This is a genomic window from Spirosoma koreense (assembly GCF_054777875.1).
Window position 1 is genome coordinate 1791586 of the sequence record NZ_BAAHAC010000022.1, and the last position, 26518, is coordinate 1818103.

General features: G+C 52.8%; 24 protein-coding genes. 9 read left to right on the plus strand and 15 right to left on the minus strand.

What is annotated here, in order from left to right; genetic code table 11:
* Positions 1-13: 13 nt before the first annotated feature.
* The 3 genes from ACYVC2_RS20880 to nagA all read right to left on the minus strand — a co-directional run bounded on the left by ACYVC2_RS20880 (position 14) and on the right by nagA (position 4923).
* A complete protein-coding gene (locus ACYVC2_RS20880; protein WP_461105334.1) occupies positions 14-2968 on the minus strand; it encodes a TonB-dependent receptor in 2955 nt (984 codons plus the stop codon).
* A gap of 56 nt (positions 2969-3024) precedes the next feature.
* Positions 3025-3216, minus strand: coding sequence for a hypothetical protein (locus ACYVC2_RS20885; protein WP_461105336.1), 192 nt, complete (start codon positions 3214-3216; stop codon positions 3025-3027).
* Between the two features lie 543 nt (positions 3217-3759).
* Complete coding sequence (gene nagA / locus ACYVC2_RS20890; RefSeq protein WP_461105338.1) at positions 3760-4923, minus strand: N-acetylglucosamine-6-phosphate deacetylase; 1164 nt, start codon at positions 4921-4923, stop codon at positions 3760-3762.
* A gap of 108 nt (positions 4924-5031) precedes the next feature.
* On the opposite strand from nagA, the gene ACYVC2_RS20895 reads away from it, so the two are divergent.
* Positions 5032-6306, plus strand: a complete 1275-nt coding sequence (locus ACYVC2_RS20895; protein ID WP_461105340.1) for a 3-phosphoshikimate 1-carboxyvinyltransferase — start codon at positions 5032-5034, stop codon at positions 6304-6306.
* Positions 6307-6308: 2 nt separating this feature from the next.
* Here the strand turns inward: ACYVC2_RS20895 and ACYVC2_RS20900 are convergent, their stop codons facing one another.
* The 3 genes from ACYVC2_RS20900 to ACYVC2_RS20910 form a co-directional block, all read right to left on the minus strand.
* Positions 6309-6692, minus strand: coding sequence for a DUF1398 family protein (locus tag ACYVC2_RS20900; RefSeq protein WP_461105342.1), 384 nt, complete (start codon positions 6690-6692; stop codon positions 6309-6311).
* Between the two features lie 73 nt (positions 6693-6765).
* On the minus strand, positions 6766-7542 hold the full coding sequence (locus tag ACYVC2_RS20905) for a helix-turn-helix domain-containing protein (protein WP_461105344.1): 777 nt from the start codon (positions 7540-7542) through the stop codon (positions 6766-6768).
* A 72-nt stretch (positions 7543-7614) separates the two neighbouring features.
* Positions 7615-8535, minus strand: coding sequence for a hypothetical protein (locus ACYVC2_RS20910; RefSeq protein ID WP_461105346.1), 921 nt, complete (start codon positions 8533-8535; stop codon positions 7615-7617).
* 248 nt (positions 8536-8783) lie between these two features.
* On the opposite strand from ACYVC2_RS20910, the gene ACYVC2_RS20915 reads away from it, so the two are divergent.
* Positions 8784-9824 (plus strand): NAD(P)H-binding protein, encoded by a 1041-nt coding sequence (locus tag ACYVC2_RS20915; protein WP_461105348.1) that lies wholly within the window; start codon positions 8784-8786, stop codon positions 9822-9824.
* Positions 9825-9855: 31 nt separating this feature from the next.
* Positions 9856-10200, plus strand: a complete 345-nt coding sequence (locus tag ACYVC2_RS20920) for a DUF4260 domain-containing protein (RefSeq protein ID WP_461105350.1) — start codon at positions 9856-9858, stop codon at positions 10198-10200.
* Positions 10201-10261: 61 nt separating this feature from the next.
* On the opposite strand, the gene ACYVC2_RS20925 is transcribed toward ACYVC2_RS20920, so the two are convergent.
* From ACYVC2_RS20925 to ACYVC2_RS20945, 5 genes are all read right to left on the minus strand, one after another.
* Positions 10262-11698 carry an alpha-L-fucosidase gene (locus tag ACYVC2_RS20925; protein WP_461105352.1) on the minus strand — a complete coding sequence of 479 codons (1437 nt, stop codon included), beginning with the start codon at positions 11696-11698 and terminating at the stop codon, positions 10262-10264.
* Positions 11699-11804: 106 nt separating this feature from the next.
* Positions 11805-12824, minus strand: a complete 1020-nt coding sequence (locus ACYVC2_RS20930; protein WP_461105354.1) for an AraC family transcriptional regulator — start codon at positions 12822-12824, stop codon at positions 11805-11807.
* A complete protein-coding gene (locus ACYVC2_RS20935) occupies positions 12825-13406 on the minus strand; it encodes a Uma2 family endonuclease (protein WP_461105356.1) in 582 nt (193 codons plus the stop codon).
* Positions 13403-14146, minus strand: a complete 744-nt coding sequence (locus ACYVC2_RS20940; RefSeq protein ID WP_461105358.1) for a helical backbone metal receptor — start codon at positions 14144-14146, stop codon at positions 13403-13405. Before ACYVC2_RS20940 ends, ACYVC2_RS20935 begins: the two co-directional genes overlap by 4 nt.
* A 62-nt stretch (positions 14147-14208) precedes the next feature.
* The gene (locus tag ACYVC2_RS20945) at positions 14209-15126 is read right to left on the minus strand and encodes a cation diffusion facilitator family transporter (RefSeq protein WP_461105360.1); all 918 of its coding nucleotides are present in this window, start codon (positions 15124-15126) and stop codon (positions 14209-14211) included.
* Between the two features lie 360 nt (positions 15127-15486).
* Here ACYVC2_RS20945 and ACYVC2_RS20950 point away from each other — a divergent pair, with 360 nt between their 5' ends.
* Positions 15487-16338: a GLPGLI family protein gene (locus ACYVC2_RS20950; RefSeq protein WP_461105362.1), complete on the plus strand. Its 852-nt coding sequence runs from the start codon at positions 15487-15489 to the stop codon at positions 16336-16338.
* 163 nt (positions 16339-16501) lie between these two features.
* Complete coding sequence (locus ACYVC2_RS20955) at positions 16502-19480, plus strand: TonB-dependent receptor domain-containing protein (protein WP_461105364.1); 2979 nt, start codon at positions 16502-16504, stop codon at positions 19478-19480.
* Between the two features lie 93 nt (positions 19481-19573).
* On the opposite strand, the gene ACYVC2_RS20960 is transcribed toward ACYVC2_RS20955, so the two are convergent.
* Entirely contained in the window at positions 19574-20500 is a 927-nt protein-coding gene (locus tag ACYVC2_RS20960; protein ID WP_461105366.1) for a LysR family transcriptional regulator, read from the minus strand.
* A 132-nt stretch (positions 20501-20632) separates the two neighbouring features.
* Here ACYVC2_RS20960 and ACYVC2_RS20965 point away from each other — a divergent pair, with 132 nt between their 5' ends.
* Together ACYVC2_RS20965 and ACYVC2_RS20970 are read left to right on the plus strand one after the other, a co-directional pair.
* On the plus strand, positions 20633-21034 hold the full coding sequence (locus ACYVC2_RS20965) for a hypothetical protein (protein ID WP_461105368.1): 402 nt from the start codon (positions 20633-20635) through the stop codon (positions 21032-21034).
* A 208-nt stretch (positions 21035-21242) separates the two neighbouring features.
* Positions 21243-22148: a LysR substrate-binding domain-containing protein gene (locus tag ACYVC2_RS20970; protein ID WP_461105370.1), complete on the plus strand. Its 906-nt coding sequence runs from the start codon at positions 21243-21245 to the stop codon at positions 22146-22148.
* 45 nt (positions 22149-22193) lie between these two features.
* Here ACYVC2_RS20970 and ACYVC2_RS20975 read toward each other — a convergent pair whose 3' ends face one another.
* Both ACYVC2_RS20975 and ACYVC2_RS20980 read right to left on the minus strand, forming a co-directional pair.
* Positions 22194-22421 (minus strand): hypothetical protein, encoded by a 228-nt coding sequence (locus ACYVC2_RS20975; RefSeq protein ID WP_461105372.1) that lies wholly within the window; start codon positions 22419-22421, stop codon positions 22194-22196.
* A gap of 96 nt (positions 22422-22517) precedes the next feature.
* Complete coding sequence (locus ACYVC2_RS20980; protein WP_461105374.1) at positions 22518-23102, minus strand: hypothetical protein; 585 nt, start codon at positions 23100-23102, stop codon at positions 22518-22520.
* Positions 23103-23438: 336 nt separating this feature from the next.
* Between ACYVC2_RS20980 and ACYVC2_RS20985 the strand changes: the two genes are divergently transcribed.
* A complete protein-coding gene (locus ACYVC2_RS20985; RefSeq protein ID WP_461105376.1) occupies positions 23439-24344 on the plus strand; it encodes a helix-turn-helix domain-containing protein in 906 nt (301 codons plus the stop codon).
* A gap of 4 nt (positions 24345-24348) precedes the next feature.
* On the plus strand, positions 24349-25221 hold the full coding sequence (locus ACYVC2_RS20990) for an aldo/keto reductase (RefSeq protein ID WP_461105378.1): 873 nt from the start codon (positions 24349-24351) through the stop codon (positions 25219-25221).
* A 222-nt stretch (positions 25222-25443) separates the two neighbouring features.
* Here the strand turns inward: ACYVC2_RS20990 and ACYVC2_RS20995 are convergent, their stop codons facing one another.
* Positions 25444-26514: a M42 family metallopeptidase gene (locus tag ACYVC2_RS20995; protein ID WP_461105380.1), complete on the minus strand. Its 1071-nt coding sequence runs from the start codon at positions 26512-26514 to the stop codon at positions 25444-25446.
* Positions 26515-26518 lie beyond the last annotated feature (4 nt).

Here is a 26518-nt window from a genome sequence, read left to right on the forward strand (position 1 = left end):
CTGCGACTGAAAATTAGAAGTTGAACAACACACGACCGTAGTAATAAGCCCCGTTGGACCCCTGCTGGTAACTGGAATACAGGGTGAAGCCGCGGTTTTCGGGCCGGAGGATCTGCGGGTATTTGTCCAGGATATTGCTCCCGCCGATCGAAAATTTCACGTTCGGATTCAGGGTGTACCCCAGGCTCAGGTCAACGATCGTTTGCGCTGAGAACGTCTGGTCGTAATAGTTGCCTTTATCGTCGGCCGATATCGAGAGCGACGTGATTTGGCCGAAGTAAGTGCCCCGGATCATCGCATCCCACTTACCCTGTCGGTACATGACCGAGCCAATCAGTTTCGTCCGGGGAGTGCCGGTTTCGAACTGACCGATCACGTCGCGGCTGAGGTATTTGCCGACTACCTGGTCTGGGGTCAGGTTGGCTACGTTGAGGTCCAGCGTTTTGCGGCTGAGCACCGTATTTTTGCTGAAAATAGCGGCCAGGCTGTACGTAAAGCTTTTCGTACGCGACAGTGACTGGGTGTAGTTGCCCACCAGTTCGATGCCTCTGGAGCGAACATTGGCCCCATTGACAAAAAACTGCGCTTCGCCCCCGCCAATTACTTCGTCGTAGTTATTGCCCACTTCCGATGCATTGAAGAAACTAGTCTGGAAGATCCGGTTATCGACATCGACCTGGTAAGCGTCGACCGTCACTTCAAAGCCCCGCGATGGCTGGTAGGTCAGTCCCAGCCCATACGTGCGGGAGTTTTCCTGTTTCAGTCCTTTGATACCCAGCACCCGGGCCGCCGTGCTGTTGGTTGGATAGGTCGTAACATCCAGCGGCTGTGGAACGCCGTTGGCATCGGGCACAAACGCCGTTGTCGTGTGGGTATAGTTCAACTCCTGAAGGGAAGGTGCGCGGAAGCCGGTGGCAATCGAGCCGCGAATCGTCAGGTTGTTCGTGACCGAATAGCGGGCGGCCAGCTTCCCGATCGTGACTCCGCCGAAATCCGAGTAGTTTTCAACCCGAACCGCGGCTGCTACCAGGAATTTACGGGTTAACTCCAGCTCGGTATCCAGATAGGCGGCCATGGTGGTCCGGAAGGCGTTCCGTTCATCTTTGGGCCCGAATCCGGAAAAGCACTGGCAGTTGGCCGCAAAATTCTTGATCGTGACCTCCTGCCCGGCATATACGGATAACGGCTTCCCATCGGCTCCTACGATCGGTATGGCATTTTCATTCTGCAGCGGTTTCCCGTCCGGGCCGATCAGCAGCCCCGGCTGGGTGGCCGTTACGATACCGGCATCGCCGTAGGCGTAGCTTTCTTCCTGACCGCGGATGATCTTGTAATTTTCGACCCGCATCTCCGCGCCAAAAGCAATGTTGAGGCCGCTCATGATGCCTTTAAAATAACGGGAGAAGTCAAGGTTCGTCGAGTTCTGGGTGAACTGGTTGGTGCCAATGTTCATGTTTACCGGCGAATTGGCCCCGATAGACGCGTTGAAGGTGTTGACCATGCCAATCTGGGAGGTGTTGCTGCCGAAGGTGTTGCTGAAATCGACACTGAACTCACCGACTTTGCTACGAATGCCAACGGTGCTCGACACATCGCCGGTGTTGGTCGTGAGCTGGGGCCGGAACCCGTTCGGATAGAGCAGGTAGTTGAAACGGTCGGTCTGCGAAGGGCGTCGGTAGTAACAGGAGAATCCTTTCAGGTATTTGTACGAGATGCCGCCGAAGCTGTACAAGGTCGTATTGGGGCTGATCTCATAGCCTGCGTTGTAGAAAGCCGTTCCCAGTGTAATGCCGGGCATACCCGCGTATACCGCAAAATCAGCTCTGGACAGGTTCCGGGCACTCAATAGCCCTGACTCGGTTTTTAGGGTCGACATTAGCGAAGTGTTTCCGGCGGCCTGCGCGTTGATCAGCTCCGGGTTGGTAATGATCGGGCGCCCTGTTTTGTCCGTACGCAGGTTGTTCAGGTAGGTATTGTCGTAAATCTCCCAGTCGTTAACAAATGGGCGGACCGTGGGTCGGCGCTGTGTGATCTGCCCCGTGATGTTGAGGTAGCCTTTATCGCCGATCTTAAAGCCGTAGTTGGCATCGAACTGGTAATTGAATCCATCGGGCTTACCCGACTGCGTCAGGTCGCCGGCCTGACCACCCGAGTTTATGTAGCCGCCACCCGTCAGGCTGCCCGTCAATTTGTTGGTCCCTTTCTTCAGAATGATGTTGATCACCCCGGCAACGGCATCCGAACCATACTGGGCAGCCGCCCCATCGCGCAGGATTTCGACCCGATCGATAGCAGCCGCCGGGATAGTCATCATATCGACCGACGTAGAGGGGCTGCCCACCGCCGTTGTAGTAATCAGCAGCGAAGACGTATGCCGCCGTTTGCCGTTGATCAGCACCAGGGTCTGATTAGGAGCCAGGTTCCGGAGCTGTATCGGATCGACGTGCGAGTCGAGGTCGCCCCCCTGATTGCGAACAGAGTTGAAGCTGGGTGCCACGAAGGCCAGCATCTGGGCCAAATCCATCTGGGGTAGATCGCCCATGATATCTTTAATCGAAATCACATCTACCGGAACCGGCGTTTCCAGCACGGTACGGCCGGTATTGCGGGTTCCGGTGACGATCAGTTCGGTCAACTGCGTGGCGTCCTCTTCCAGAGCGACGTTAAAAGAGCTTTCACTACCTACTTTCAGTTCTTTCGATTTGAAGCCGATGAAACTAATCACCAGCACGTCGTTCGGCATAGCTTCCAGTGAAAATGTACCCTGATTGTCTGTGATGGCTCCTTTCCTGGCGTTCCCTTTGATCAGCACATTGACGCCCTGAAGTGCTTCGTTATTATTGCTGGCGAATACTTTTCCGCTGATTCGTTTGGTCTGCGCCAGAACTGTCATGGGTAACAGCATAATGAGCACAAAGACGCTAAAACAGGCAGAAACCAGGTTCTGACCGAGTAATTTTTGTTTCATAATAAGCATGGGAAGAGTTGATGGTAAAACAGGTTTGTCAAGCTGTCAGGCAACGGTTAACCAATCCGGTAGTCGATAACTGCCGGGGAGGAATCGCTCAGCAACTGGTTGACGATCAGAGTAGAATCTAGTCTGTTTCGGCGCGTCTTGCTACGTAAAGGCGTTTGTCGATGAGTAGGTAGGGGAGATACAGAGCAAAAGGCCGGGAGAGTAGCATCGGCGTAGTGCGTACGTATTGATTGATTCATGGCGTTTCAATATGCTGTTAAGTGGAATTTTAAGCGTATTTATTTCGAAAAATGGGCAATATGCTGACCTACAGTCATTTAAGCGACTGTGCATGGCTACCAAAAACGTAGGTTAATCTCCTGCAGAAGTCCAGGCGATCATCATCGATACGCCACCTGTCTGCTTTCCGAATACGTAAGCTCTCTACTTAATCGTGCGCACGAATCGAGAGTAATAATTTGTTGTACTTTATCAAATATGCCAATTATAATTACAATAGCAAATCATTTTACAGAATATAATATTAATTTATTTAATAAATACAGCACAGTATATTATTGATACTATTTTTATTGGTATTTTCTAGTGGAACCGTATTTATACTCAGTTTGAAAAGGGGGATGGCCGGGTCAGGTCGGTGGGGGTTAGATAAACGCATCGGGCCAGGTAGCACCTGGCCCGATGTAATCAGTTGACATTCAGGAGAAGGAACAGAGCGGTCGAATAGCTCGATCGAGCCGACGAATGAGCTACCGTCTGACGACCAGGCCGATTGGGCAGGCTTAACGGACAGGTGTACCCGAAGCCCAGACGTTTTTTACCTGCAGCGAGGCATCGGTCCGGATCAGGTTGGCCACATAACCCGGCTGAACCCGGCCCAGCTGGTCGCCCAGGCCAATAATGTCGGCCGGAATCGTCGACGCCATCCGCAGGGCATTGGTGAGCGGAATGCCCGCCTGTTCAACTGCAATCCGTACACAGTCGATCAGGGTAATGGCCGACCCGGCCAGGTTTCCTTCGTTGTTCACGTACCGCCCCGGACCGTTGGCATCGGGCTCGAAATGCACGACGAACTGCTCCAGCGTAAATTCGGGCCGGGGCGGATTCGCAAACAGTGCATCCGATATCAGGAAGAGCCGCTCGCCCAGCAGTCGGTAGGCGATTCGGATACTGGTTGGATTGCAGTGGTAGCTGTCGGCAATGATGCTCGCCCTAACCGTCGGATGATCGAATACCGCGCCCACGATGCCGGGCTCGCGGCTTTCGAAACCACGCATGGCGTTATACAGGTGCGTCGCCAGCGGGATTCCCTCGTTAAACGCGGCCGTAGCCTGTTGATAGGTGGCATTGCTGTGGCCCAGCGAAAGCAGCGTATTGGAATGCTTCAGGGCTTTGATGGTGTTAAGTTGCTCGGGCGTCAGAATTTCCGGAGCCAGTGTCAGAATCCGAATGCTGTCGGCATGGGTACTGAACAGGGTTTCCAGTTCACCGTCGGCGGGCGTTCGCACGTAGGCCATGCTGTGAGCCCCGCGCTTGATCGGATTGAAATACGGTCCTTCGATGTGAATGCCCGGCACACCAAACGGATTTTCGGCGCGCACCGTCGCCACGGCTTCCATCGACTGGCGCATGATGGCGAGGGAGGTGGAATGAATGGTCGGAAGCAGAGTCGTCGTACCATTCTGGACGTGGGAATGGTAAATATGCCGGACCGTATCGGGCGTCGGAATATCGTTTAGAAATAAGTTCGAACCGCCGTATAGCTGTAGGTCGACCATCCCCGGAAGCAGATAATCGCCGGCCAGATCGACAACCGATGAGTCGGTGGCTGGTTCCGACAGTGAGGCCTGTGTAATTTCCTGAATACGAGCCTGATCGACGCGTACGGATGCGTTGGTCAGCCAGTCTTCTCCCGTAAAAACGGTGGCATTGATAAAGTGAATCATAACGAAAAGCGGCTTTTGTACCGCGCCCTAAGTCAATTATGACCGGAATGTAGCCGATTTTTCGTTTTTTTGCGAACGATTTTGTGCCAGTACCTATCTGTTTATCTCTTGAACGCTGTTCGTTTACTTCCTCCCGCTACGCTGACACAGCCCGGTATTGTTCAGGCGACCATACCCTTGGCGTCCTCGAAAAGCGAAAGCAACCGGGCGCTGATTATCGACGCGCTGACCGGCTTTGGCTGCGATTTGCGTAACCTATCTACTGCCCGCGACACGCAGACGATGATCCGACTGCTAAAAGCAGACGATTCGACAGCGGACGTGCTGGACGCCGGAACGACCATGCGCTTTCTGACGGCCTACTTCGCCGTTACGGGTAAACAAAAAATCATGACGGGTACCCCACGCATGTGTGAGCGACCCATTGGAATTCTGGTCGATGCGTTGCGCACGCTTGGGGCAGCCATCACTTACCTGAAAAAGGATGGGTATCCGCCCCTGCAGATCGACGGCTTCTCGGCCTCGGCAACGAACCACCTGCAGATTCGGGGCGATGTGAGCAGCCAGTACATTTCAGCCCTGCTCATGATTGCACCTATGCTTCCTGCCGGACTGACGCTGGAACTGACAGGCGCTATTGGATCGCGCCCATACATCGACATGACGATCGAACAGATGATCTATTTTGGTGCAGACGTTCGGGCAGACTGGAATGCCAAAACGATTACCGTTGCGCCAACGCCTTATGTTCCAAAGTCTTACGCTATTGAGTCCGACTGGTCGGGAGCCAGTTATTGGTACAGCGTAGCAGCTCTGGCGAACGATGAAACCGCTGAGATCAATTTGCTGGGCCTCAGAGCCAAATCTTTACAGGGCGACAGTGCCATTGTCGACATCATGCGACCACTGGGCGTTGAAAGCACGTTTACCGATGCCGGAGTTCGATTGACAAAACGGCCGGCCGAATCGTCACTGGCCTGGGATTTTACCGACTGCCCGGACCTGGCGCAGACGGTGGCTGTCTGTGCCGCCGTGACAGGGGTACGGCTGACGCTGACGGGGATTGAGAGCCTGAAAATTAAAGAAACCGACCGCGTCGCTGCCCTTCAGAACGAACTCCGGAAAATAGGCGCAGAACTGATTGAGGTTGAGCCAAATCACCGCTACGAAGTCCGCCAGCTGAATACCAAACCGAAGCTGCCGGCTACGATTGCTACCTACGACGATCACCGGATGGCGATGGCATTCGCGCCCGTAGCGATGCGGGAAGAAATTAGTATCGAAGAACCGGGCGTAGTGGCCAAATCGTACCCTAGCTTTTGGGACGATATGGCGCGGGTAGCTACCGTCGAAACTGTTTCGGCTGAGGCCAGTGCCGATTGAAATTAGTTTATGGGAATTGTTTCCTCATAACAGCCGCCGACTCCCACGTAAATTACCCGTTTGTCAGCCCCGTTCAGGATAGCGTCGTAAAAACGAACTCCAGCCTGGGCAATGGCCTCCATAAAGCCAGGATAATCGATTTCTCCGGTCTGATTAGCGCGAATGGCTTGTACGGTTTTTGCCTGATCGAACGTTGGAGCGATAGGTCTCGGTTCAATCCCATTCGCGTGTAAGGTTGTAGCGCCCTCGGCCAGTCGGTAAAGGACGATGCCGGAAGAAACCTCGACGGTATAAGACTCTACACCCGCTTCAATGAGTTTTTGGGCCAGGTCAGGGTAGTTTTGGGCAGTGGCGTAGGCGCGCCTGATTCGTTCTTCGACCAACATGATTGCGTTGTTTAGTTCAAGGCAAAAGTCGGCAGACGGTCGGCGGTCTGCTTGTAAAAAATCGTTTTTCGCTTCATTGAGCGCACGGCCCAGTGAGCAGAAATTCGGCCGGACTGACGCCCGTAAACGCTTTGAACTCGTGGCTGAAATGCGCCTGGTCGAAATATCCGGCGGCCAGGCCTGTTTGTGTCAGGCTTTGCTGGTCACCCAGTAACTGCAGTGCCTGACGCATTCTGACAATCGATGAAAATTTTTTCGGAGACGTACCGACCAGGCTCCGAAACCGCTTCTCAAGTGGGCTCTGGCTGATGCATAATTGGTCCAGTAGTGTCTTGATCCGAATTGTTCCTCCCGACTGAAGTATGTACTGCACTGCCTTCAACACCAGCGGATCGGCGGTCATATTCCGAAGTTGTGACCACAGGAACTGTTCGATGATCCTGAGCCGCGTCGAATCGTCGGTAGCCTCGGTTAACTGCGCTTCGATGGCATCAAGGTGTGATCGAGCCATGAAATTGTCGAGCGACAGGCTTTCGCCGAACAACTCGTGAACCGGATGTTTAAAAAAGGAAGCTGCGCCGGTTTCGGTGAAAATAACCAGCACGGAGCCCGTTGCCGGCGCGTTCCTGAACAGGCGGAACGTAGGCTGAATTCCGGTAATGCCAGCGGTTGCCAGGTCTGTTTCGACTCCCTTGTCCAGATAAGCCAGTTTACCCCGGTACTGAAAGCCCATCACCAGCCCCGTGTTAGGCAGAACTTTATAGGTTTTCTCCGCATCGGACTCCGAAACGATAAACTGCTTTACGCACGATTTGAGTCTGTCGGAAGGGGCATAAACCTGAAAGCGCATGTGAGTGGCGGCTCGTTAATGGCTTGACATAAAGGAATTGTAAAGCGGATCAGACGGTCTTCACCAGTTCAGTTAATCCAGGCGTGCCGCTTTTTTGAGTTCGTGCTGACGACCGTAAATGTACCGTAACGCTACGCCAAATCCCAGGCCCGTACCGTTGGCCGTGAGCGACGAGCGGGTTTCGGAGGTGCTGTTGACCTTATAGACCACATCGGAACGAAGCGCGTTGCCCAATCCCCAGTATTTTCGCAGGTAAAAGCCCAGTTCCAGAAAAGGCGAGACCCGTACGGTATAATCGACTCCAACTTCGGCCAGCCCTGAAATCCGGGCAAGGGTAGTCGTGTTGTTCAGGCGAAGGGTGTCGGTCGTACGAAGCCGGTTGTTACGGCTGTAGCCGATCAGTTGAAAACCGTCCATTTGGCTATCGCCATTCGGAATCAGCCAGGCGCCGGCCGTGAGCCAGAACCCTGTACCGTTAGCCGCTCGTCTGGCCGATCCGATTCGCCGTTTCAGCCGCACCGGAATTCCGAAACCCGCGTTCTGGTAAGTGAAAACCAGCGGACTCTGCCCGTTTGCGATCGAGATCGTCAGGTGCGTGGGGGCATGCGTATACCCTGCTTCGACCGACCATGCATTGCGATACGTGTACCCGAGCAACGCACCCCAGACGGATTTCAACGAAGAGGGGTTGCTCATCAAGCCACCGAACGAGTTGCTGAGTGTGCTGGCATCGTTGCGAAACCCGCCTTCTGCACTGACGTACCAGGTCTGTACCTCGGCTAAGTCCGGAAGGTGGTCTTTGCCGACTTCACGATTTCGATCGGAACTGTTGGGGGACTGCCACGGCCCACCCGGATTCTGATCAGGGTCGGCCCTGAGAATCCGCCGACGCTGGGCCGGGGGCGTATAATAGCTGGTATCAATCACCACTTCCTGAGCCAGCGTCGAGGCTGAAAAGGCCAATAGGAAAACAAGCAGCGAGATGTGTTTCATGAAAACGTAGTTCCTGAAAGATCGATCGTTGATGACAACGTTATATCGATTACGCAGGTTTCCGGGCTGGCGTTGCTACTCACAAAAAGTTCTGGCACAGAGCTATCGGATGGCTGCATGTACGATTGTTGCGCTCGGTCCGACAGCCGCACTTTTTCGCAATCGGTCACTCGATTTTCGCCCTTTGTCAGCCGCTGCCCCATCACTTCGCCAGACCTTTGTAGCGTACTAATCGACTCAAAACTGTCATGAAAACGACCTCCGATAAATCGACACCGCATGTTCTGATGCTGGGTGCAACCGGCAGCATTGGCTACGCTGTGACTGCGAATCTGCTGGCCCGTCAGTTGCCCGTCACCATTCTGGTTCGTAGCCGGGCTAAAGCAGAATCACTTTTTCCAAATCAACCGACGCTCACCATTGTCGAAGGAGACGTTCAGGATGCTGACCTGCTCAGTCGACTTGCTACCGGGAAGGATTTCATTTTTCATGGTATCAATTACCCCTACAATAAATGGTTTGGCAACATGGATAGGGCTACGGAAAAAGTGATCGATGCAGCCGGTCAAAACCATTCGACTATCGTTTTTCCGGGCAACGTCTACAACTTCGGGAATACGCCGGAGCCTATCCGGGAAGACAGCAAACCCAATCCATGTACCCGTAAAGGACAGTTGCGGGTGGAGCTGGAGGCTGGGCTGGAAGCAGCCGCTAATGCCGGAAAATGCCGGGTGATCAACGTTCGTCTGCCCGATTTCTGGGGGCCGAATGTGCTGAATGAAGGGGTAAAGCCTATTTTTGAAAATGCCCTGATCGGCAATGCCCTCCCCTGGCTCGTAAACGCCGATAGGCCTCACCAGGCTGTTTATACCAAAGATGCTGCCGAGATTATAGTTCGGTTGCTGCTCCGTCAGTGGGAGACCGATCCGGTACCGACAAAGCCGTACGAGGTCTGGAATTATGGGGGAACCACGCTGCCCTCCGTCCGGTCGTGGTTCGAACAGATTACGTCGCTGACGGGCACGGCGTTGAAAGTCAAGTTGTATAGCCGGTTAACGATCAGCCTGTTAGGCTGGTTTATGCCTGTTCTTCGGGAGGTAAAAGAGATGCTATACCTGTACGAAAATACTATTCTGCTAAATGATGAGAAAATACATGCTCAGTTTCCCGACTTTAACCCTACGCCTATGAACCAGGCGTTGACTGAAACCCTGAGCTGGTTTGCTTCTTTAGCAAACCGACCCTTCGTTCCGGCAAAAAACGCCCCGCTGGTTGACGCCCGTAACTAGCACTTCCACTCTTTAAACATCTTGAAAGTCAATGAAAACGCTACTGAAGTCCGAAGAGTTGATCCAGTTTCTGGGTGCTATTTATTTGTTCTCCCACCTGAATTTTGCCTGGTGGTGGTTTCCGGCTTTGCTGCTGCTACCCGATGTGAGTATGATTGGTTACGCAATCAACCCGGCGATCGGTGCTGTACTGTACAATATAGCCCATCATAAAGGGCTGGGCATTGTGATTGGCTTGCTGGGGCTAATGCTGGGAAACCAGACGCTGATGCTGACGGGAATAATATTGTTTGCTCATTCGAGCATGGACCGTATGTTCGGCTACGGCCTGAAATATTCCGACAGCTTCAAGCATACCAGCCTGGGAAATTTGTAACGCACTTGGTTGCTGATTGACAGGTCAGCCTGCCCTGATGGGTAAACGCCTTCCATATAACCTAACTGATTTTCAGTACCCAAACCGGTTGTCCGGCCTGCTGTTGCCGGATTTTTTCCGGGATAATCACGCTCAGTCCATCGGCTGTTTTCGTGATTTTCAGTGCCTGCGAAGTGCCGAGAAGTGTGGCTTTGGCAGTCGGAGAGACCTTGATGGCTGGCAGGGTCAAGCGGGCCGGAAGCTGATTCTCCGTTTCCCCGGGTAGATACGAAGCGTACATCGACTTACCGTTTGAAGTAAAAGCCCATTGCCCTTGCCGATACGGTGCCAGCGGCTTTGTACCGTAAATGGACTCGCCATTGACGGCCATCCACTGCCCAATATCCCGTAGCCGCTGGTAAGCTTCCTCGTGCCATTCGCCGTCCGGACCGGGCGCGATGTTGAGCAGCAGATTCCCGTTTTTCGCAACGATATCCACCAGCGTCTGCACGAGTTTGCGGGTAGGTTTGAACCGCTCTTTGGGAATGTACGACCAGCTATCGCCCATCGTCATGCAGCTTTCCCACGGAATGGGCATGTAGTGATCGGGAATCGACTGCTCGGGCGTTACGTAGTTTTCAAACTCACCCGAAACCGTCCGGTCGACTACCAGCAGGCCGGGCTGGTGCTGGCGGGCCATCCCGGCAATCCGGGCCATGTTGATGTCCTGATTATAGGGAATGCTCCGCTGCCAGCTGATGGTTGAGTCGATGCTGCTGAACGGACGAACCCAACCGCCGTCGAGCCACAGGATATCGACCTTCCCGTAGTCGGTCATCAACTCCTGGATCTGGTTGTAAGTGAAATCGCTGAACTTCTTCCAGTGGTCCGGGTATTTTTTCGGGTCGTAGCTGACGTTGCGGTCTTTGGGTGGGAAATAGGGCCACCAGTAATGCTCGGTGTGCCAGTCGGGTTTGGAGAAATACGTGCCGACCATAAAGCCCTGCTGCCGAAATGCACCAAGAATTTCCTTCGTCACGTTGCTGCGCGGGTTGGCCGAGAACGGCGTTTTTTTGTCGGTGATTTTATAATCCGTCTGTTTCGTGTCGAACATGCAGAACCCGTCGTGGTGCTTGGTCGTGAAGATCATGTACTTCATGCCCGCTTGTTTGGCCGCATCGGCCCAGCGCTCAGGGTTGAACTTAACGGGGTTGAACGTCGTCTGCAGATTCTCGTACGCTTTTTTGTAGTCGTACCAATTGGCTGCGTATGGCCCTTTGCGCTCGCACCAGCCTTCGTCTTCGGGGCATAGCGACCACGACTCAACGATGCCCCATTCACTGTAGGTGCCCCAGTGCATCAGCAGCCCAAACTTGATATCCTGCCAGTTCTGAAGCTTCTGCCTGACGGCTCCATCGGTCGGCCAGATGTACTTATCATGCTTTTGTTCTGAATGTTGTTGCGCAAATCCTGGTAATGAAAGGAGTAAGCTGAACAGGAGTATAATTTTCGTCTTCATAGGGTTGTGTTTGTTGTGTGGCCGACCGGACTACCGGCGAAGCCCGCGGTTGGTCGCTGTAAATAGACAGGTTTCGGGTTGAGAGACCGGCTTGCCTGCTCTAACTCTATGCCTGTGCGAGCCGGAAAGCGCCGGGTGTCTGGCCGGTCCATTTTTTGAAGGACCGGAAAAAAACACTGGGTTCGGCAAAGCCCAACAGGTAAGCAATGTCGGTTGTGCTTAACTGATGCTCACGCAGATGACTGACTGCCAGATCTTTGCGGGTTTCGTCCAGCAACTGCTGATACGACGTGCCAGCTTCCTTCAGGTGGAGTTGCAGAGTCCGTACTCCCATTGCCAGCCGGTCGGCGACAGCCGCCAGCGTCGGTTCTTCCCCTTTCATAATCGCCACGATTTCCGCTTTAACCCGGCGGCTGAGCGAAGGGGCTTTCAGTCGGGTGAGTAGGTCGTTTGCGTGTTTCTCGAACAGTATAGACAAGGCTGGGCTGGCGTTTAATACAGGCATGTCGAGCAGAGCTGCATCGAAGATCATCGCCGTTTCGGGCGCGTCGAAGACCAGGCGGGCGGGGGCAAATACACGCTCATGTTCACGGATATCGGCCGGGCGGGGGTAAGCAAACCGAATCTCATCGGCCGTGATGGGCAAACCCGTCAACGCCCGCATGGCTGACAAATACACCGACAGTTCTGAATTAAGTGTGTGTTCGGGATAAATAATATCGCGGCTGGTAATGCGCAGATTTAAGACAAACTGATTGCCTGACGCCGTCCGGTGACCCGTTGTGGCAATGCCTTCGCAAACAATATCCTGGTATTGACAGAGTTTATCGAACGCCCGGCCCAGCGTTGGGCTGTGCATCATCACATAGGCCAGCACCCCAATCGCCACGGGATTGATCATTTCCCCCAGTTTCAGCGCAATCGTCGGGTCGCCGGTAGCGGCTGTGATTTCGCGCCACAGCGCCTGTACCTGCGTAATCCGTATACGTCCGTCGGGGTCGCGGAGCTGTTCGGGGCTAATACCGACCGTGCGCGCCAGGGCGTCACTGTCGGCACCCAGTTTTCGGGCCGCAAACAAAATCAGGTTGACGGAAGCAATCGACAGGGTATCGTTGGTAGGCAGCATCTAACGAAAAATACGCTCGTGTGACACAAGCAGGTCCGGAAAAATACAACTGGGAATGTCACCCGATTCGTACACGTCGACCAGCGCATAGCGCCCCTCTTCGAGTACATATACGTTTACGGCTTTCTCTTTGGGCTGAACGATCCAGTATTCGCGCACGCCCGATTCTTCGTATAGATCAAATTTCTCCCGGAAATCATTGCGGGTTGTCCGGGGCGACGTGATTTCGATAATCCAGTCCGGAGCGCCCAGACAACCATCGTCATCCAACTTACTGAGATCACAAACGACGCAGATATCGGGCTGCACCACAGTATGCAACTGATCGGGCTTACGATCAGTACGAATAGGTAATCGCACATCGAATGGAGCCGTGTATACGTCGCAACGTTTGTCGCCCAGATAATTACTAATGTCCACGAGTAAATGACTAACAGCCAGTTGGTGGGCTCGCTTAGGCGCGGGCGACATGCGGTACAATTTACCTTTGATTAGCTCTACGCTTTCGTCGAACTGCCATTTTAGGTAGTCGGCGTAGGTGTATGTGCCGTTTGGGTCGAGTTGCGAGATGTCGGTAATCATGAATCGTGCCGGACAATTTCAGTCCGCAAGTTCCTAAAATAGTTCGACGCCCGCAATAATCGGCTGCCATACCACGAAAATACCTCCCCGTCAACCAGCATCACGCGCGCCGTTGGGCAGATCTCCCGGAACTCGGTCAGATGTTTAGCCACGAACGGATAGGGTTCGGAGGAGAGAAAAATCAGGTCTGGGTTGGCAGCTTGTACATCAGTCGAGGTAACTTCCGGATAGCGGCTTCGACAGGCGAAGGCGTTCTGAAAACCCGCCCGCTCCAGCATGGCGTGAATGAACGTGTCGTTGGCTGCTACCATGTAGGGTTTTCGCCAGATGAAATAAGCGACGGTTGAGTTAGGGGCAGAGGGCGTGGGGGAAAGGGATGTTTCGATTTGGTGGGCGAGGGCTTCGGCTTCCTGCGCTTTTCCGACCAGGATACCAACTTCCCGGATCATGGCGAGCGCTTCCGGAAACGTATGTACGTCCGTAACATGAACCGGATAGTGTTGCTGAAGTATTTCGATCTGATCGCGCGTGTTTTCTTCTTTGTTGGCCAGAATCAGGGTCGGGGCCAGCGCGTGAATGGCGTCGAGATGTAAGGTTTTGGTGCCACCCACCCTGATTTTTGTCGCCACCTTATCGGCTGGATGGACGCAGAATTTTGTAATACCGACAATTTCCTCATCCAGACCTAAATCGAACAGCAGTTCAGTCTGAGACGGCACGACAGAAACGATGCGTTGCATAGGAAGTGGTTTTCTGTTTCTGACAGGGTTTACAGGATTAAATAAATGACCTAAAATCCGCTTCATCCAGTGGCCGGTTCTGTCAAAAGAACGGGTTCGATATAAACCTGTCGGATGGACGGCTCAGTTGCCTGAACTGCCTGCCGGATCTGAGTCATTGCCAGAATGGTATCTTCGTTGGTCAGGTTTTCCTGAAACGCGATCTGCTGAATCAGCACAATTTCTTCGGGCCCCATTTGAAACGTAAACGCACGCACGGATTTAAGTACCGAGGGGTTTGCTTCAGTCGTTTCAATGATTTTCTGCGTAATGGCTTTGTCGGCGGCTTCGCCCATGAGCAGACTGCGGCTTTCCCGCGTCAGCAGAACCGAAACGACCGTCAACAGCAGCCCGATCAGGACTGAAGCGACGCCATCCAGATAAGGGTTGTTCAACGCATGACCCAGAAAAATCCCCAGGAAAGCGATAAGGAGGCCCAGTACGTCGGAGGCATCTTCGAAAAGAACCACAAAAGTTGCCGGGTTTTTGCTGGCTTTTACCGCCGACCAGAAAGGCTGACTGCCGCGCTGCTGGTTAAACGCCCGGAATGCCGTAACCAGCGACGCGCCGTCCAGCACGATAGCAACACCCAGCACGATGTAGTTCCAGGTCGGATTTTCCATCGGTTTCGGGTTTTGCAGATGCGTAATGCCTTCGTAGAAAGACAGACCACCCCCCACGGCAAAGATCAATACCGACACGATGAACGACCAGAAATATAGTTCGCGCCCGTATCCAAAAGGTCTTCGCTCATCGGGCGGGCGCTGGCTCCGCTTCATGCCGAGCAGCAGCAGCAGTTCGTTGAGGGTATCGACCAGTGAATGAATCCCTTCGGAAACCATGGCGGAACTTCCCGTAACACCAGCGGCAATGAACTTGGTAGTGGCAATGGCCAGATTGGCCCCCAGGGCTGTATATATTGCTTTTTTCGTCGATGCCATGCTAGTGGAACCATTTGACTGCCTGTCTGTTTGGTAAGTCTTTTCTATCAGTCTGGCGCTGGCTGGCATCCAGAAGTGAAGAAATCCACCAATTTTTCGATCGTACACTCTATTTGCTCAGGCGGATAAACTTCCTGTTAACTTTATTGTCGAACAGAAAATAAAGGCAGCTGAGGGCCTCCTTCCACTGGCTGCCTGGAAGAAAAGCTCAGCTGAAAGGGCCACAAAAGGGCATTTCGGATTCCGGCACTCATAACCCAAAACAGCCGACTCAGCGCCGATTTAGCCGCTTTTAAAAAGATTTTGATAACGAGTCGTAAAAAAAATGCAACGTTTACTTCCAAAATCGCTTATTCGGACATGAAACGCTCTCTCATTGTAGTTGCCTGGGTTGGCCTGTGCGCGTCAACGGTATACGGCCAGACCCCTATGGCGGGTAAAATTACGTACGAAGGCATGCGCCAGGTTGATTTTTCGCAAATGCGAATGAATGTCAACGGCCAGGATGTGCGTCCGGGTAATGCCGGAGGAGGGGAGCCGGCTGAAGGCGGAACCAACGTAGTGACCTTCACGCAGAAACTGGTGTTTGCCGGCACGATGGCCAAAGAAGAGCGCGACCGTCCGCAGGGAGGGATGATGCGTTTCAACCGGGCGGGTGGCGAAGGTGGTGGCGACGGGAGCGGTGATCCGACTGCAGAACGGCGACCCCGGCGGGAAGGGGGGCAGCGAATGACACCCCCGTTCGAGCAAACCACCTATCTGGATCTGGCGAATCGGCAACGGATCGATGTGCTGACCGTGAAGAAAGATTCCGTGAGCCAGATCTATCGCTCGGAAAAACCGCTGCCCGCAGTGACCGACTGGAAGGAGGTCGATAAGACCAAAAAAATTGCTGGTTATGTATGCCACAAAGCCACGGCGATTCATCGGAAAGCGCCCTATACCATCTGGTACACCACCGATTTGCCGTTTACCTATTCGCCCGTCGCTGACCTGACACCGCCGAAGGGAGTCGTGCTGCAGATCGAGTCGGATAACGAGTCCTATAAGGCAACGACAATTTCTACGGAAGCGGTAGCCGAAGCGACCGTACAGCCACCTAAAGAGGCTAAAGTGGTGTCGGCTGAAGAAATGGATCAGATCCGCCGGAAAGGCATGGCCGATTTCCGGCAGCGAATGATGCAGAATATGCCCATGATGCCCAGAAATTAAACGTGGGTAGTTTGTTCGGAAAGATGCCGTGCCGTGCCACGGTTATCAGCCTACACTATTCCGAAAAGAGTCATCCGATGAATAAGGTATGAAGAATGTGTAGTGGTACAATGAATAAAGTTGCCGTAATGCGGGTGGCAACTCTGCTAATGAAGTATGTAAAATGAAAACTTTATCGACCCCTAAGCGACTGGCCTTTCTTTCACTGGTCATTGTTCATTGTACATTATTCATTCACACAGCCGCTGCTCAATCGACCCTGCAGGGTATCGTCGTAGACTCGGTGAGTCGGAAACCCCTGATCGAAGCATCGGTATCGCTGCTCGCCAGAGACTCTTCGCTCGTTTCGTTTGGCATTACTGACGGCGAGGGGAAGTTCAGCTTTCCCAAAACTGCCGAAGGGCAGTATCGGGTGCTGGTGACGTATGTAGGGTATCGGGGGCGCTCCCGGCGGGTGACCGTAGCCAAAAACGACCCGGTGACCGATGTGGGTACCATCGATATCGTCGCGCAGTCGCAGACGCTGATGGAAGTGTCGGTGCAGGGCGAAAAAGCGCCCATTGCGGTCAAGGGCGATACGCTGGAATTCAACGCCGATTCGTTTAAAACCCGACCCAACTCGCAGGTAGAAGACCTGCTGAAAAAACTCCCCGGCGTTGAGGTCGACCGCGACGGTAACGTAAAAGCGCAGGGACAGGCAATCACCAAGGTGCTGGTCGACGGAAAACCGTTCTTTGGAAATGATCCGAAAATGGCCACCCGAAATCTGCCCGCTGATATCATCGATAAAGTGCAGCTCTACGATCAGGCGTCTGAACAATCGACTTTTTCGGGCGTCGACGACGGCGATCGCGAGAAAACCATCAACATCACTACAAAGAAAGACAAGCGCAAAGGTACCTTTGGCCAGCAAACGATCGGGGCGGGGCCCAAACCCGACGATGATGCCCGCTATTCGGGCCGGGTCAGTCTGAGCCATTTCAACAACGGCCGGCAGATTTCGGTGCTGGGTATGGCCAACAACATCAACCAGCAGGGATTCACGGCCCAGGATCTGGGCTTGGGGAGCAACTTCGGCGGAGCCGGGCAGGGGCAGGGCGGCAGTGCCGGTGGTGGCGGAAACGTTATACGGGGCGGCTCCGGGGGCGGTAGTGGTAACGGGGGCGGTCAGGTTGGTAGTAACGCCATCACCCGGTCGTGGGCGGGTGGCATCAACTACCGCGACGGCTGGGGTAAGAAAATTGACGTTGTCAGCAGTTACAACGTGAGCAATACCAACACCCTGACCGATCAGAACAGCCGCCGGACCAACGTACTGCCGACCACAAACTCAGGTACCGGCCGAACCGATTCGGCCTTTGTTCGCACACAGACCAACGGGTCCAACAACGCGAATACCAATCACCGGGTCAATCTGCGGCTCGATTATCGACTCGATACCCTGACGACGATTCGGGTGATTCCGAGCCTGTCGTGGCTCAATTCGACCTATAATAACTACAGCCAATCGCAGACGACCAGTGCCGAAGGCGTGCTGACCAATACCAGCATGACCAATTACAACTCGGCCGGGAGTGGGTTTACGGGCAATAACTCGTTTCTGCTGTTGCGTAAATTCCGGAAGAAAGGGCGGACGTTTTCGGTGAACTGGAACGTAGCAATGAACGATCAGGATAACGAGGGCATCAATAAGTCGGTGAATACCTTCAATGGCTTATCGACTACCCTCACGAGCGGAACCATCACCAAAGACTCTTCGGGATTGGTTACCCAGACCATCAACCAGCGGAACAACCAACAGACACGGTCCATGACCAACAGCGTCAACGTGAGCTATACCGAACCGCTTTCGCTGCGGCAAACCCTGGAGTTTCACTACAACCTGTCGAACAACCACAATACCTCGAACCGGTTTGTAAACGATTTCAACGAAGCGACTAGCCAGTACGACCTGCTGAACCAGACCCTGACGAACCAGTTCGTCAACGACTACATGACCAACCGGGCGGGGCTGACCTGGCAGACAAAACGGCTGAAATACACCTATGCGTTTGGGTTAGACGGCCAGCAGGCGAGCCTGAACTCGAACAACCTGAGCCGGGAGACGAACCTTAACCGAACCTTCCAGAATCTGCTGCCGAACGCGCTGTTTACGTATAAGTTTTCGAAGGGTCAGAACCTGCGGATCAACTACCGGACGCGCATCAACGCGCCTTCGGTCAATCAACTGCAGCCGGTGCCGAACAATACCAATCCGCTGAATATTCAGTTGGGTAATCCCGATCTACAGCCCGAATACAGCCATACGCTCTCGCTGAATTTCAACCGATTCGACCCGGCCACGTTCCGCAACCTATTCGTCTTTTTCAATGCCAGCCGGACCGATAACAAAATCGTGAACTCGACCGTATTCTCGGCGGCCGGAGCGCAGACGACCCGACCGGTTAACACCGATGGCTATTATACCCTCAACGGATCGCTGGTGTGGGGAAAGCCCGTCAAATTCGGTACGCAGAAAACGAACCTGAACCTGTCGACGACCGCGACCTATAACCGGGGTATGAGCTTTATCAACGAAAAAGCCAACCTGGCCAAAAACTTTCTGATCGGGCAGGGTGTCACCCTGAGTTCAAATTTCACGGAGAAACTAGACCTGAACCTGTCGGGCAATATCAACTGGCAGTCGGCCCAGTATTCGTTGCAGCCGCAGCAAAACACGAGTTACCTGAATCAGTCGGTTACCCTGGATGTGTATTACCAGCTTCCGCTTCGGTTCACATTCTCGACCAATGTGTACTACAACCATTACGGAGGTAGTTCGGCCAGCTATAACCAGTCATATACGCTTTGGAATGCAACCCTGGCGCGCCAGTTGTTCAAGCAGAATCAGGGCGAAATCCGGTTTCAGGCGTTCGATTTGCTGAATCAGAACCAGAGTATTGTCCGGAACGTGACCGATACCTATACCGAAGAAGTACGGAGCCGGGTGCTGAACCGCTATTTCCTGATCAGCTTCGTGTATAATCTGCGCCGGTTTGGGGTAGGCGTTACGGCACCGAAGAACTCCTTCGACCGGTCTTTCCGGCAGGATGGCGGTGGCAACCGAGGTCAGGGACGCGGTGGGTTCCGACAGAATGAGTAGCGCCGACGATTTTTTACTGAACGTATTGAAAAGGGATGTCAGCACCGGCCGACATCCTTTTTTCGTTTTGATTACTGCCCCAGGTTCATTCGATCAAAGAACCTGTATGAGTTCGTCTTCGGAACAAGCGTACCCTTCGCGTGTGTGCATATACGATGCCAATTGCTCGATGAAAGCGGTTGTATACCGCGGCAGCTGTTTGGTTTTCAGGGTGGCCGCGTACCAGGTCCGCAACACGCGCTTCTCCGTGATCCGAACCGCCGATAACTGACCTGACTGCAGGTACGGCTTCACCACCCAATTCGGCAGTACGGCAACGCCCAGCCCTGCTTTTACCATCTCCAGAATGGCTTCTGTCAAGGTGATTTTATATACCTTGGTGGGGCGCCGATTTTTGAAGAGCATCAAGAAATTGGTGCTCTCCTCGTCTGGAATATTGTACATGATGTAATTCTGATCGGCAAACTCATCGATCTCGACCCAGCGACGACCGGCCCAGGAATGATCCGGAGCGACAATAGCGACAAACTCGTCCTGAAAAAGCGACCGATAGGCAAACTTCGGGTTCTCTGCCCCTTCTGTAATGGCTACATCGATCCGGTTCGCCAGCAGATGCTGGTCGGCATCCTGCGTACCAGCCTCCAACTCCACCTTGATATCCACTTTCGGATACAACCCCTGAAACTCCCGCAGAAAACCCGCCAGCCAGTGATAAGACGTGTAGCACTGGGTACATAGCCGAACTTCGCCCGATTCCTGGTCGGTCAGGCACCGAACTTTAGCGCGCGTTTCGGCCACTTCGGCCAGGATTTTATCGGCAGCCTGTAAAACTACTTCTCCCGCGGCTGTAAGCAGCATCTGTTTCTTGTCGCGAATGAACAGCTGTGTATTGAAATAGCTTTCCAGTTCTTTCAACTGATGACTAAGCGCAGACTGGGTCAGGAAGAGCCGATCGGCGGCTTTGGTCAGGGTGCCACTGGCGGCCACTTCCTGAATCATTTGCAGGTGCCGAATATCCATGATGAATTTTATTCATGATTTCGACAAAAATAATTCGCTTTACTAATCTATCAAAATCCTGCACCTTTGACTCCGTCGAATAAGGCTACTATAAACCGCACGCAAACCATGAAAAAGATAAGTCAACGATCAATGAACGCACTGATTATGAACCTGCTATTGATACTTCTGTTTCTAGCTTCACGCACCCTGCCAGCACAGTCCGACGATACCCTAACCAGCATAAAACCGTTCGAAATGGGTATGTACATGGGTTCTAACTGGACTATCAATGTCATACTAAAGGTTCATCAGAAAGGCGGGGTTACGCTTACCGTGAGAAATACCAGCAACCAGGTTATTTATCGTCAGTTCCTGAACCGATCGCCGGTTAGCTATCATCAGAAAATCAACTTTGAAGACAGTGAATCCGGCGTTTATTCAATTGAGGTCAGCGATGGTCGACAAACCGTGGTTCGCCGGGTTGATATAGTCGATATACCGTCTGTTGCTTCGCAACGGTTCATTACGTACGGTCCGCAGTCAGGCCAGTGAGATAGGCGGAATCATAAAGAAGGGCAACCGTTTTCGGCTGCCCTTCTTTATGATTGAGTAAACTCCTGCTGTCTGTTTGCGTCTTTATGCCCGGAAGGTTGTACTGCTAGCGGGTAGTAGTTTTATCATTTAAATTAATGATTTTTGTGTCTCGATAGATTCTGTCGATATCTTGCGGCCTGAATGTTGTGCCATACCGATTCATCAGATGAATATTCAACAACTGGAATACATTGCCGCTGTCGATAACTTTCGCCATTTTATCCAGGCCGCCGACCATTGTCACGTAACACAGCCAACGCTTTCGATGATGATCCGGAAACTGGAGGAAGAACTGGGGGTGAAGATTTTCGACCGGACCAAGCAGCCCATAATTCCAACAGCGATCGGGCGTCAGATCATCGATCAGGGAAAAGTGATCCTTCGGGAAGCTGGTCGGTTGACCGAGATGGCCCGGCAATACAACGGTGATCTGTCGGGTGAATTAAAAATTGGGGTCATTCCAACCATCGCTCCGTATTTGCTGCCGCATTTTGTGCAGGCCTTCATTCAGCAGTACCCCGAAATTCGGTTGCACATTTCCGAGATGATTACCGAACGGATCGTAAACGAACTGAAGACGGGCAATCTGGACGTCGGTATTGTCGCGTCGCTGTCGGGCGATCAGGCATTGCTGGAAATTCCGCTGTACAAAGAACGGTTTTACGTTTACGTGTCGGAAAAAACCGGGCTTTATAACAAGCAGTATATTCTGCCGAGCGATATCGAGCCCAACGAGCTCTGGCTGCTGGAAGAAGGTCATTGTTTCCGGACCCAGATCCAGAAGCTCTGCGAACTAAGCCGCAACAGCACCATCGGCACCAGTTTCAACTACCGGTCTGGCAGCATCGAAACCCTGATGCGGATGGTCGACCGAAACGGGGGCATAACAATTTTGCCCGAACTCGCCGTACTGGAGCTTCCCGAAGAGCGCCGGAAGTTTGTTCGTCATTTCAAGTACCCCGAACCCACCCGCGACGTATGCCTGACCGTGAACCGTGAGCAGGTAAAAAAACGCCTGATCGATGCTTTGAAGACCGCCATTCTGGCCGATGTCCCGAAGGGAAACGCGTAACTAGTTGGTCAGTAACATGTTGCTCTTCATGCTTGAACAGATAGGTTAGTCTATTTTCCGCGATTGAAAGCGGGCTTCATCGCTACGTATCTCATTCGCCAGCGAAGCCAGGTATGGCTTTCCTTCGCGCTGATACTGAGTGGTTTCGGCTGGTGTCAGCCGGATCCTGATGTCGTACAACCCGACTGAGCCACTGACTACACTAAAGATCAGATCGCCGGTTTCGGCTTCGGATAAGGTATAATTCCAGCTTTCTTTAGCCAATTCTTTCATAAAGTCTGTAAGGTACTATTCTGATCGGTAAGCGTGCCTGATTTTCAATGGTTCGTTAACGAACTGTGGCAGGCCTACCGATCAGAACCAGGTGGGTTATAGATCGGTTTCGATATATTTTCCCTTGGGAATGCGGTCTACGACCGCTTCGGAATAACCCGTCGGAAGTTTACCGCCGGGCAGCCACAGGGCGTTGGCCCCCATTTCGTTACCCGACGGCAGGCGAACATGCAACTCTACCGGATCTGGGATGTCGATGCGAACCAGCGGTTTTCCCTGCCAGCTACCGGTCGGGATACCCAGCTCTGCTTCGATGGACGCTACGTTTTTCGCGGTTTTGATCAACATGGCGTCCATTTCCGGTTTGGCCATCACAAACTGGGTATTGTCCGGATAACCGAGTAACTCCCGCCCGTAGTCGTCCAGCGCTTTTTTCGTTACCAGATAAGAAGCGCCGTTCTTAAACAACGATAACTGGAAGGTAAGGTAGGACGGTTGCAGATACACCGCCGGATCGGGACGCCGTCCCTTCGGAAGGGCCAGTACTTTATCACTGGTCCATCCATCGATCCAGGACACTGACAAAGCTGGTCCCGACGGAACAGGCGTGTGGTCCTGGCACGCAAAAGCCAGTGCTGACAGCATCACCGCCAGCAGTGTTTTCATAAACGATACGTTCATACAGGGTAAATTGAGTTGGTGGAATCAATACAAAGCGCCCGATTGGTGCGCTTATTGGGGAGTAAAAGTACGGTAAGACCTGATCGGGTGCATGCTAGGCGAGTACTATTGAGTAAAAGGCGATTTAGGTAACAAATCCGACCGAATAATCGACATATCGCCGGGTAAACCAGCCTAAAGGCCGTACTGACTGGCGGCTCCATTTTAGCAGAAACAAGTAATAGAAGAACCCTGCTCCGATTTGAACACAACAAACCGAAATCCGGCTACTTTCCTGTAGAGGTTTCCGCAGACATTTGTGTTGTCGTCAAAGCGCGGCCGACAAGCGATAAGAACATGAAAAAAGAGAAAAACTCCATTCTGGTTATCGAATCGATTGGCCAACTGCATCGGTTGCTGCAATTGCCCAAACCGGCGCATCCACTGGTGAGCGTCATTCGCTTCGATCAGATCAGCGTAGCAACCGAAATCGAAAAGGCCATTTATCCTTTTTACCAGGTTTGTCTGAAGAAAAACTATGCGGGTAAGCTAAAATACGGGCAGAACTATTATGATTTTGACGAAGGGGTACTTTCGCTGATCGCTCCCGGACAACTGCTTTCTACCGATACGGTTGCCGCTGAGGGGTGGGTACTGGTCATTCATCCCGATTTTCTGCAGGGGTATTCGTTGAGCAAGACCATCCGGCAATACGGGTTTTTCTCGTATGATCTCTCGGAAGCCTTGTTTCTTTCCGAAAAAGAGCAGCAACTGATCGAAGGATTGCTGGCAACCATCGAAGCTGAATACCACGCTTCGATCGATCGGCATAGCCAGGACATTATCGTCACGCAAATCGAACTGCTGCTGCATTATGCCAGTCGTTTTTACAACCGCCAGTTCATTACCCGCAAAAAAGTCAACAACGATCTACTCACCCGATTCGAAGCGTTATTACTGACTTATTTCAATACTGATCAGGCGCTGAACGATGGCCTGCCGACGGTAGACTATGTGGCTGGGCAACTGAATGTTTCTCCCCATTACCTGAGCGACCTCCTGCGCAACACCACCGGACAAAATACCCAGCAGCACATTCAGAACAAGCTGGTCGAAAAGGCCAAGGAGATTCTGAGTACGACGACTTTGTCGGTCGGAGAAATCGCTTATCAGTTGGGATTCAAGTATCCACAATCCTTCAACAAACTTTTTAAAAGCAAAACCAGTCTTTCGCCACTTCAATTCAGACAATCGTTCAATTAACATCATGATGAACAGTAAACCAAAGAGCACCTTTCTGTTAGGAGGTGATCTGGAAGTCAACCGAATCGGCTACGGAGCTATGCGCATTACCGGTCCGGCTATTTGGGGTATGCCCGAAAATCCGCAAAACTCGATCGATGTGCTGCGCCGTGCGGTCGAGTTAGGCGTAAACTTTATCGATACCGCCGATCAATACGGGCCGTTTACGTCCGAGCAGTTGATCGCAGAAGCTCTTCACCCGTATTCGGAAAAGCTGGTGATCGGTACCAAGGGCGGCCTCGTGCGCTTTGGTCCCTGGGCCGATATCCACAACGACGCCAGTCCGCAGCACCTGCACGAAGCGCTGAACGGCAGTCTGCAACGCCTGAAACTGGATCATATCGATCTGTACCAACTGCACCGGATCGACCCGAAAATTCCGGCCAAGATCACGTTCGAATTTCTGCAACAGGCGCAACAAGAAGGCAAAATCCGGCACTTGGGCCTGTCAGAAGTATCGGTCGAAGAGATTCAGGAAGCGCAGCACTACTTTCCGGTCGTTTCGGTGCAGAACCGCTACAGCGTATATGACCGAAAATGGGAATCGGTAGTAACGTATTGCGAGGAGCAGAACATCGCCTTTATTCCCTGGTTTCCGATCGGTGGGGGCATGGCTCCGCAGGACGAAGCAGTAATTCAGCGCATTGCTGAAGAGAGAGAATCGACCACACACCAGATTGCCTTAAGCTGGCTGTTGCACCGGTCCGACAATATTCTACTGATTCCGGGCACGTCTAATCTGAATCATCTGGAAGAAAATATGCGCGCTGGTGAGGTTGTTCTTTCCAAATCGGATATGGAAGAACTTAACCGCATAGCGACTGTGGAGACGGTATAAGTACCTGTGACAAAAGCATAAAAAAGCACGCAGCCGGCTTGAGGGCCGGCTGCGTGTATAATATAGAAGTAATTCAGGGTTTCACATTGAAGGTATAATTCACTGCTGGTCAGAAGCTAACTCTGTCATTCCTCCTGCCGCACCGGCGGACCGGTCGGAATGGCAGAGTCACTTATTTTTTCGAAGCTACAAGCAGATTCTATAAGAGCAGTGGTGTACCTATTACTTGATGTACCGAAAATCTTCGTTGCCCTTTAGCGATAACAACGTCTCGTACATCAGCCGGATCACGTTCTGCACGTCGTCCATGTGCACGGTTTCTACGGTCGTGTGCATGTATTTGAGCGGCAGCGAGATCAGTGCCGAAGCGATACCCTCGGTGGCGTAGGCAAACGCATCGGTGTCGGTGCCGGTCGAACGGCTAACGGCCTGACGCTGGAAGGCAATCTCTTTTTGCTCGGCCACGGCAATCAAATACTCCAGTACGTTGTTCTGTACCGCCGGACCGTAGCAGAGAACCGGACCGTCGCCACATTTCAGATCGCCCTGCTCTTTCTTATCGTACTTCGGCGACTGGGTGTCGTGCGTAACGTCGGTGCAGATGGCGAGATCGGGCTTGAGCCGGCGGGCAATCATTTCGGCACCACGAAGTCCGATTTCTTCCTGCACCGCATTGACCACGTACAGCGTAAAAGGTAAGGTAATGTTGTTTTCTTTCAGCAGGCGGGCCACTTCGGCAACCATAAAGCCGCCCATCCGGTTGTCGAGCGCCCGTCCGACATAGTAGCGGTTATTCATTTCCGTCAGGCCATCGACGAATGTGCAAACCGTACCCACGTGAATGCCCATGTCCAGCACTTCCTGTTTGGTTGCCGCGCCCACGTCGATAAACAGATCGGTTACTTTGGGAGCTGCATCTTTGGCCAGGTCGCGCACATGGATGGCTGGCCAGCCAAACACCCCTTCGACCACGCCTTTTTTGGTGTGCATGTTTACCCGCATCGAGGGGGCAATCAGGGCGTCGGAGCCGCCATTCCGGCGAACGAACAGGTAGCCATCGTCGGAAATATAATTGACGAACCACGAAATCTCGTCGGAGTGTGCTTCGATGACAACTTTATACTCTTTGCCGGCCCCAATCACCCCAACGGCGGTTCCGTAGGTATCGACAATGTATTCGTCGATGTAGGGTTTGAGGTAATCCAGCCAGATCTGCTGCCCCGACGATTCGAAACCGGTGGGGGAGGCATTGTTGAGGTACTTGTACAGGAATTCTTTACTTTGTTCGTTCATCCGT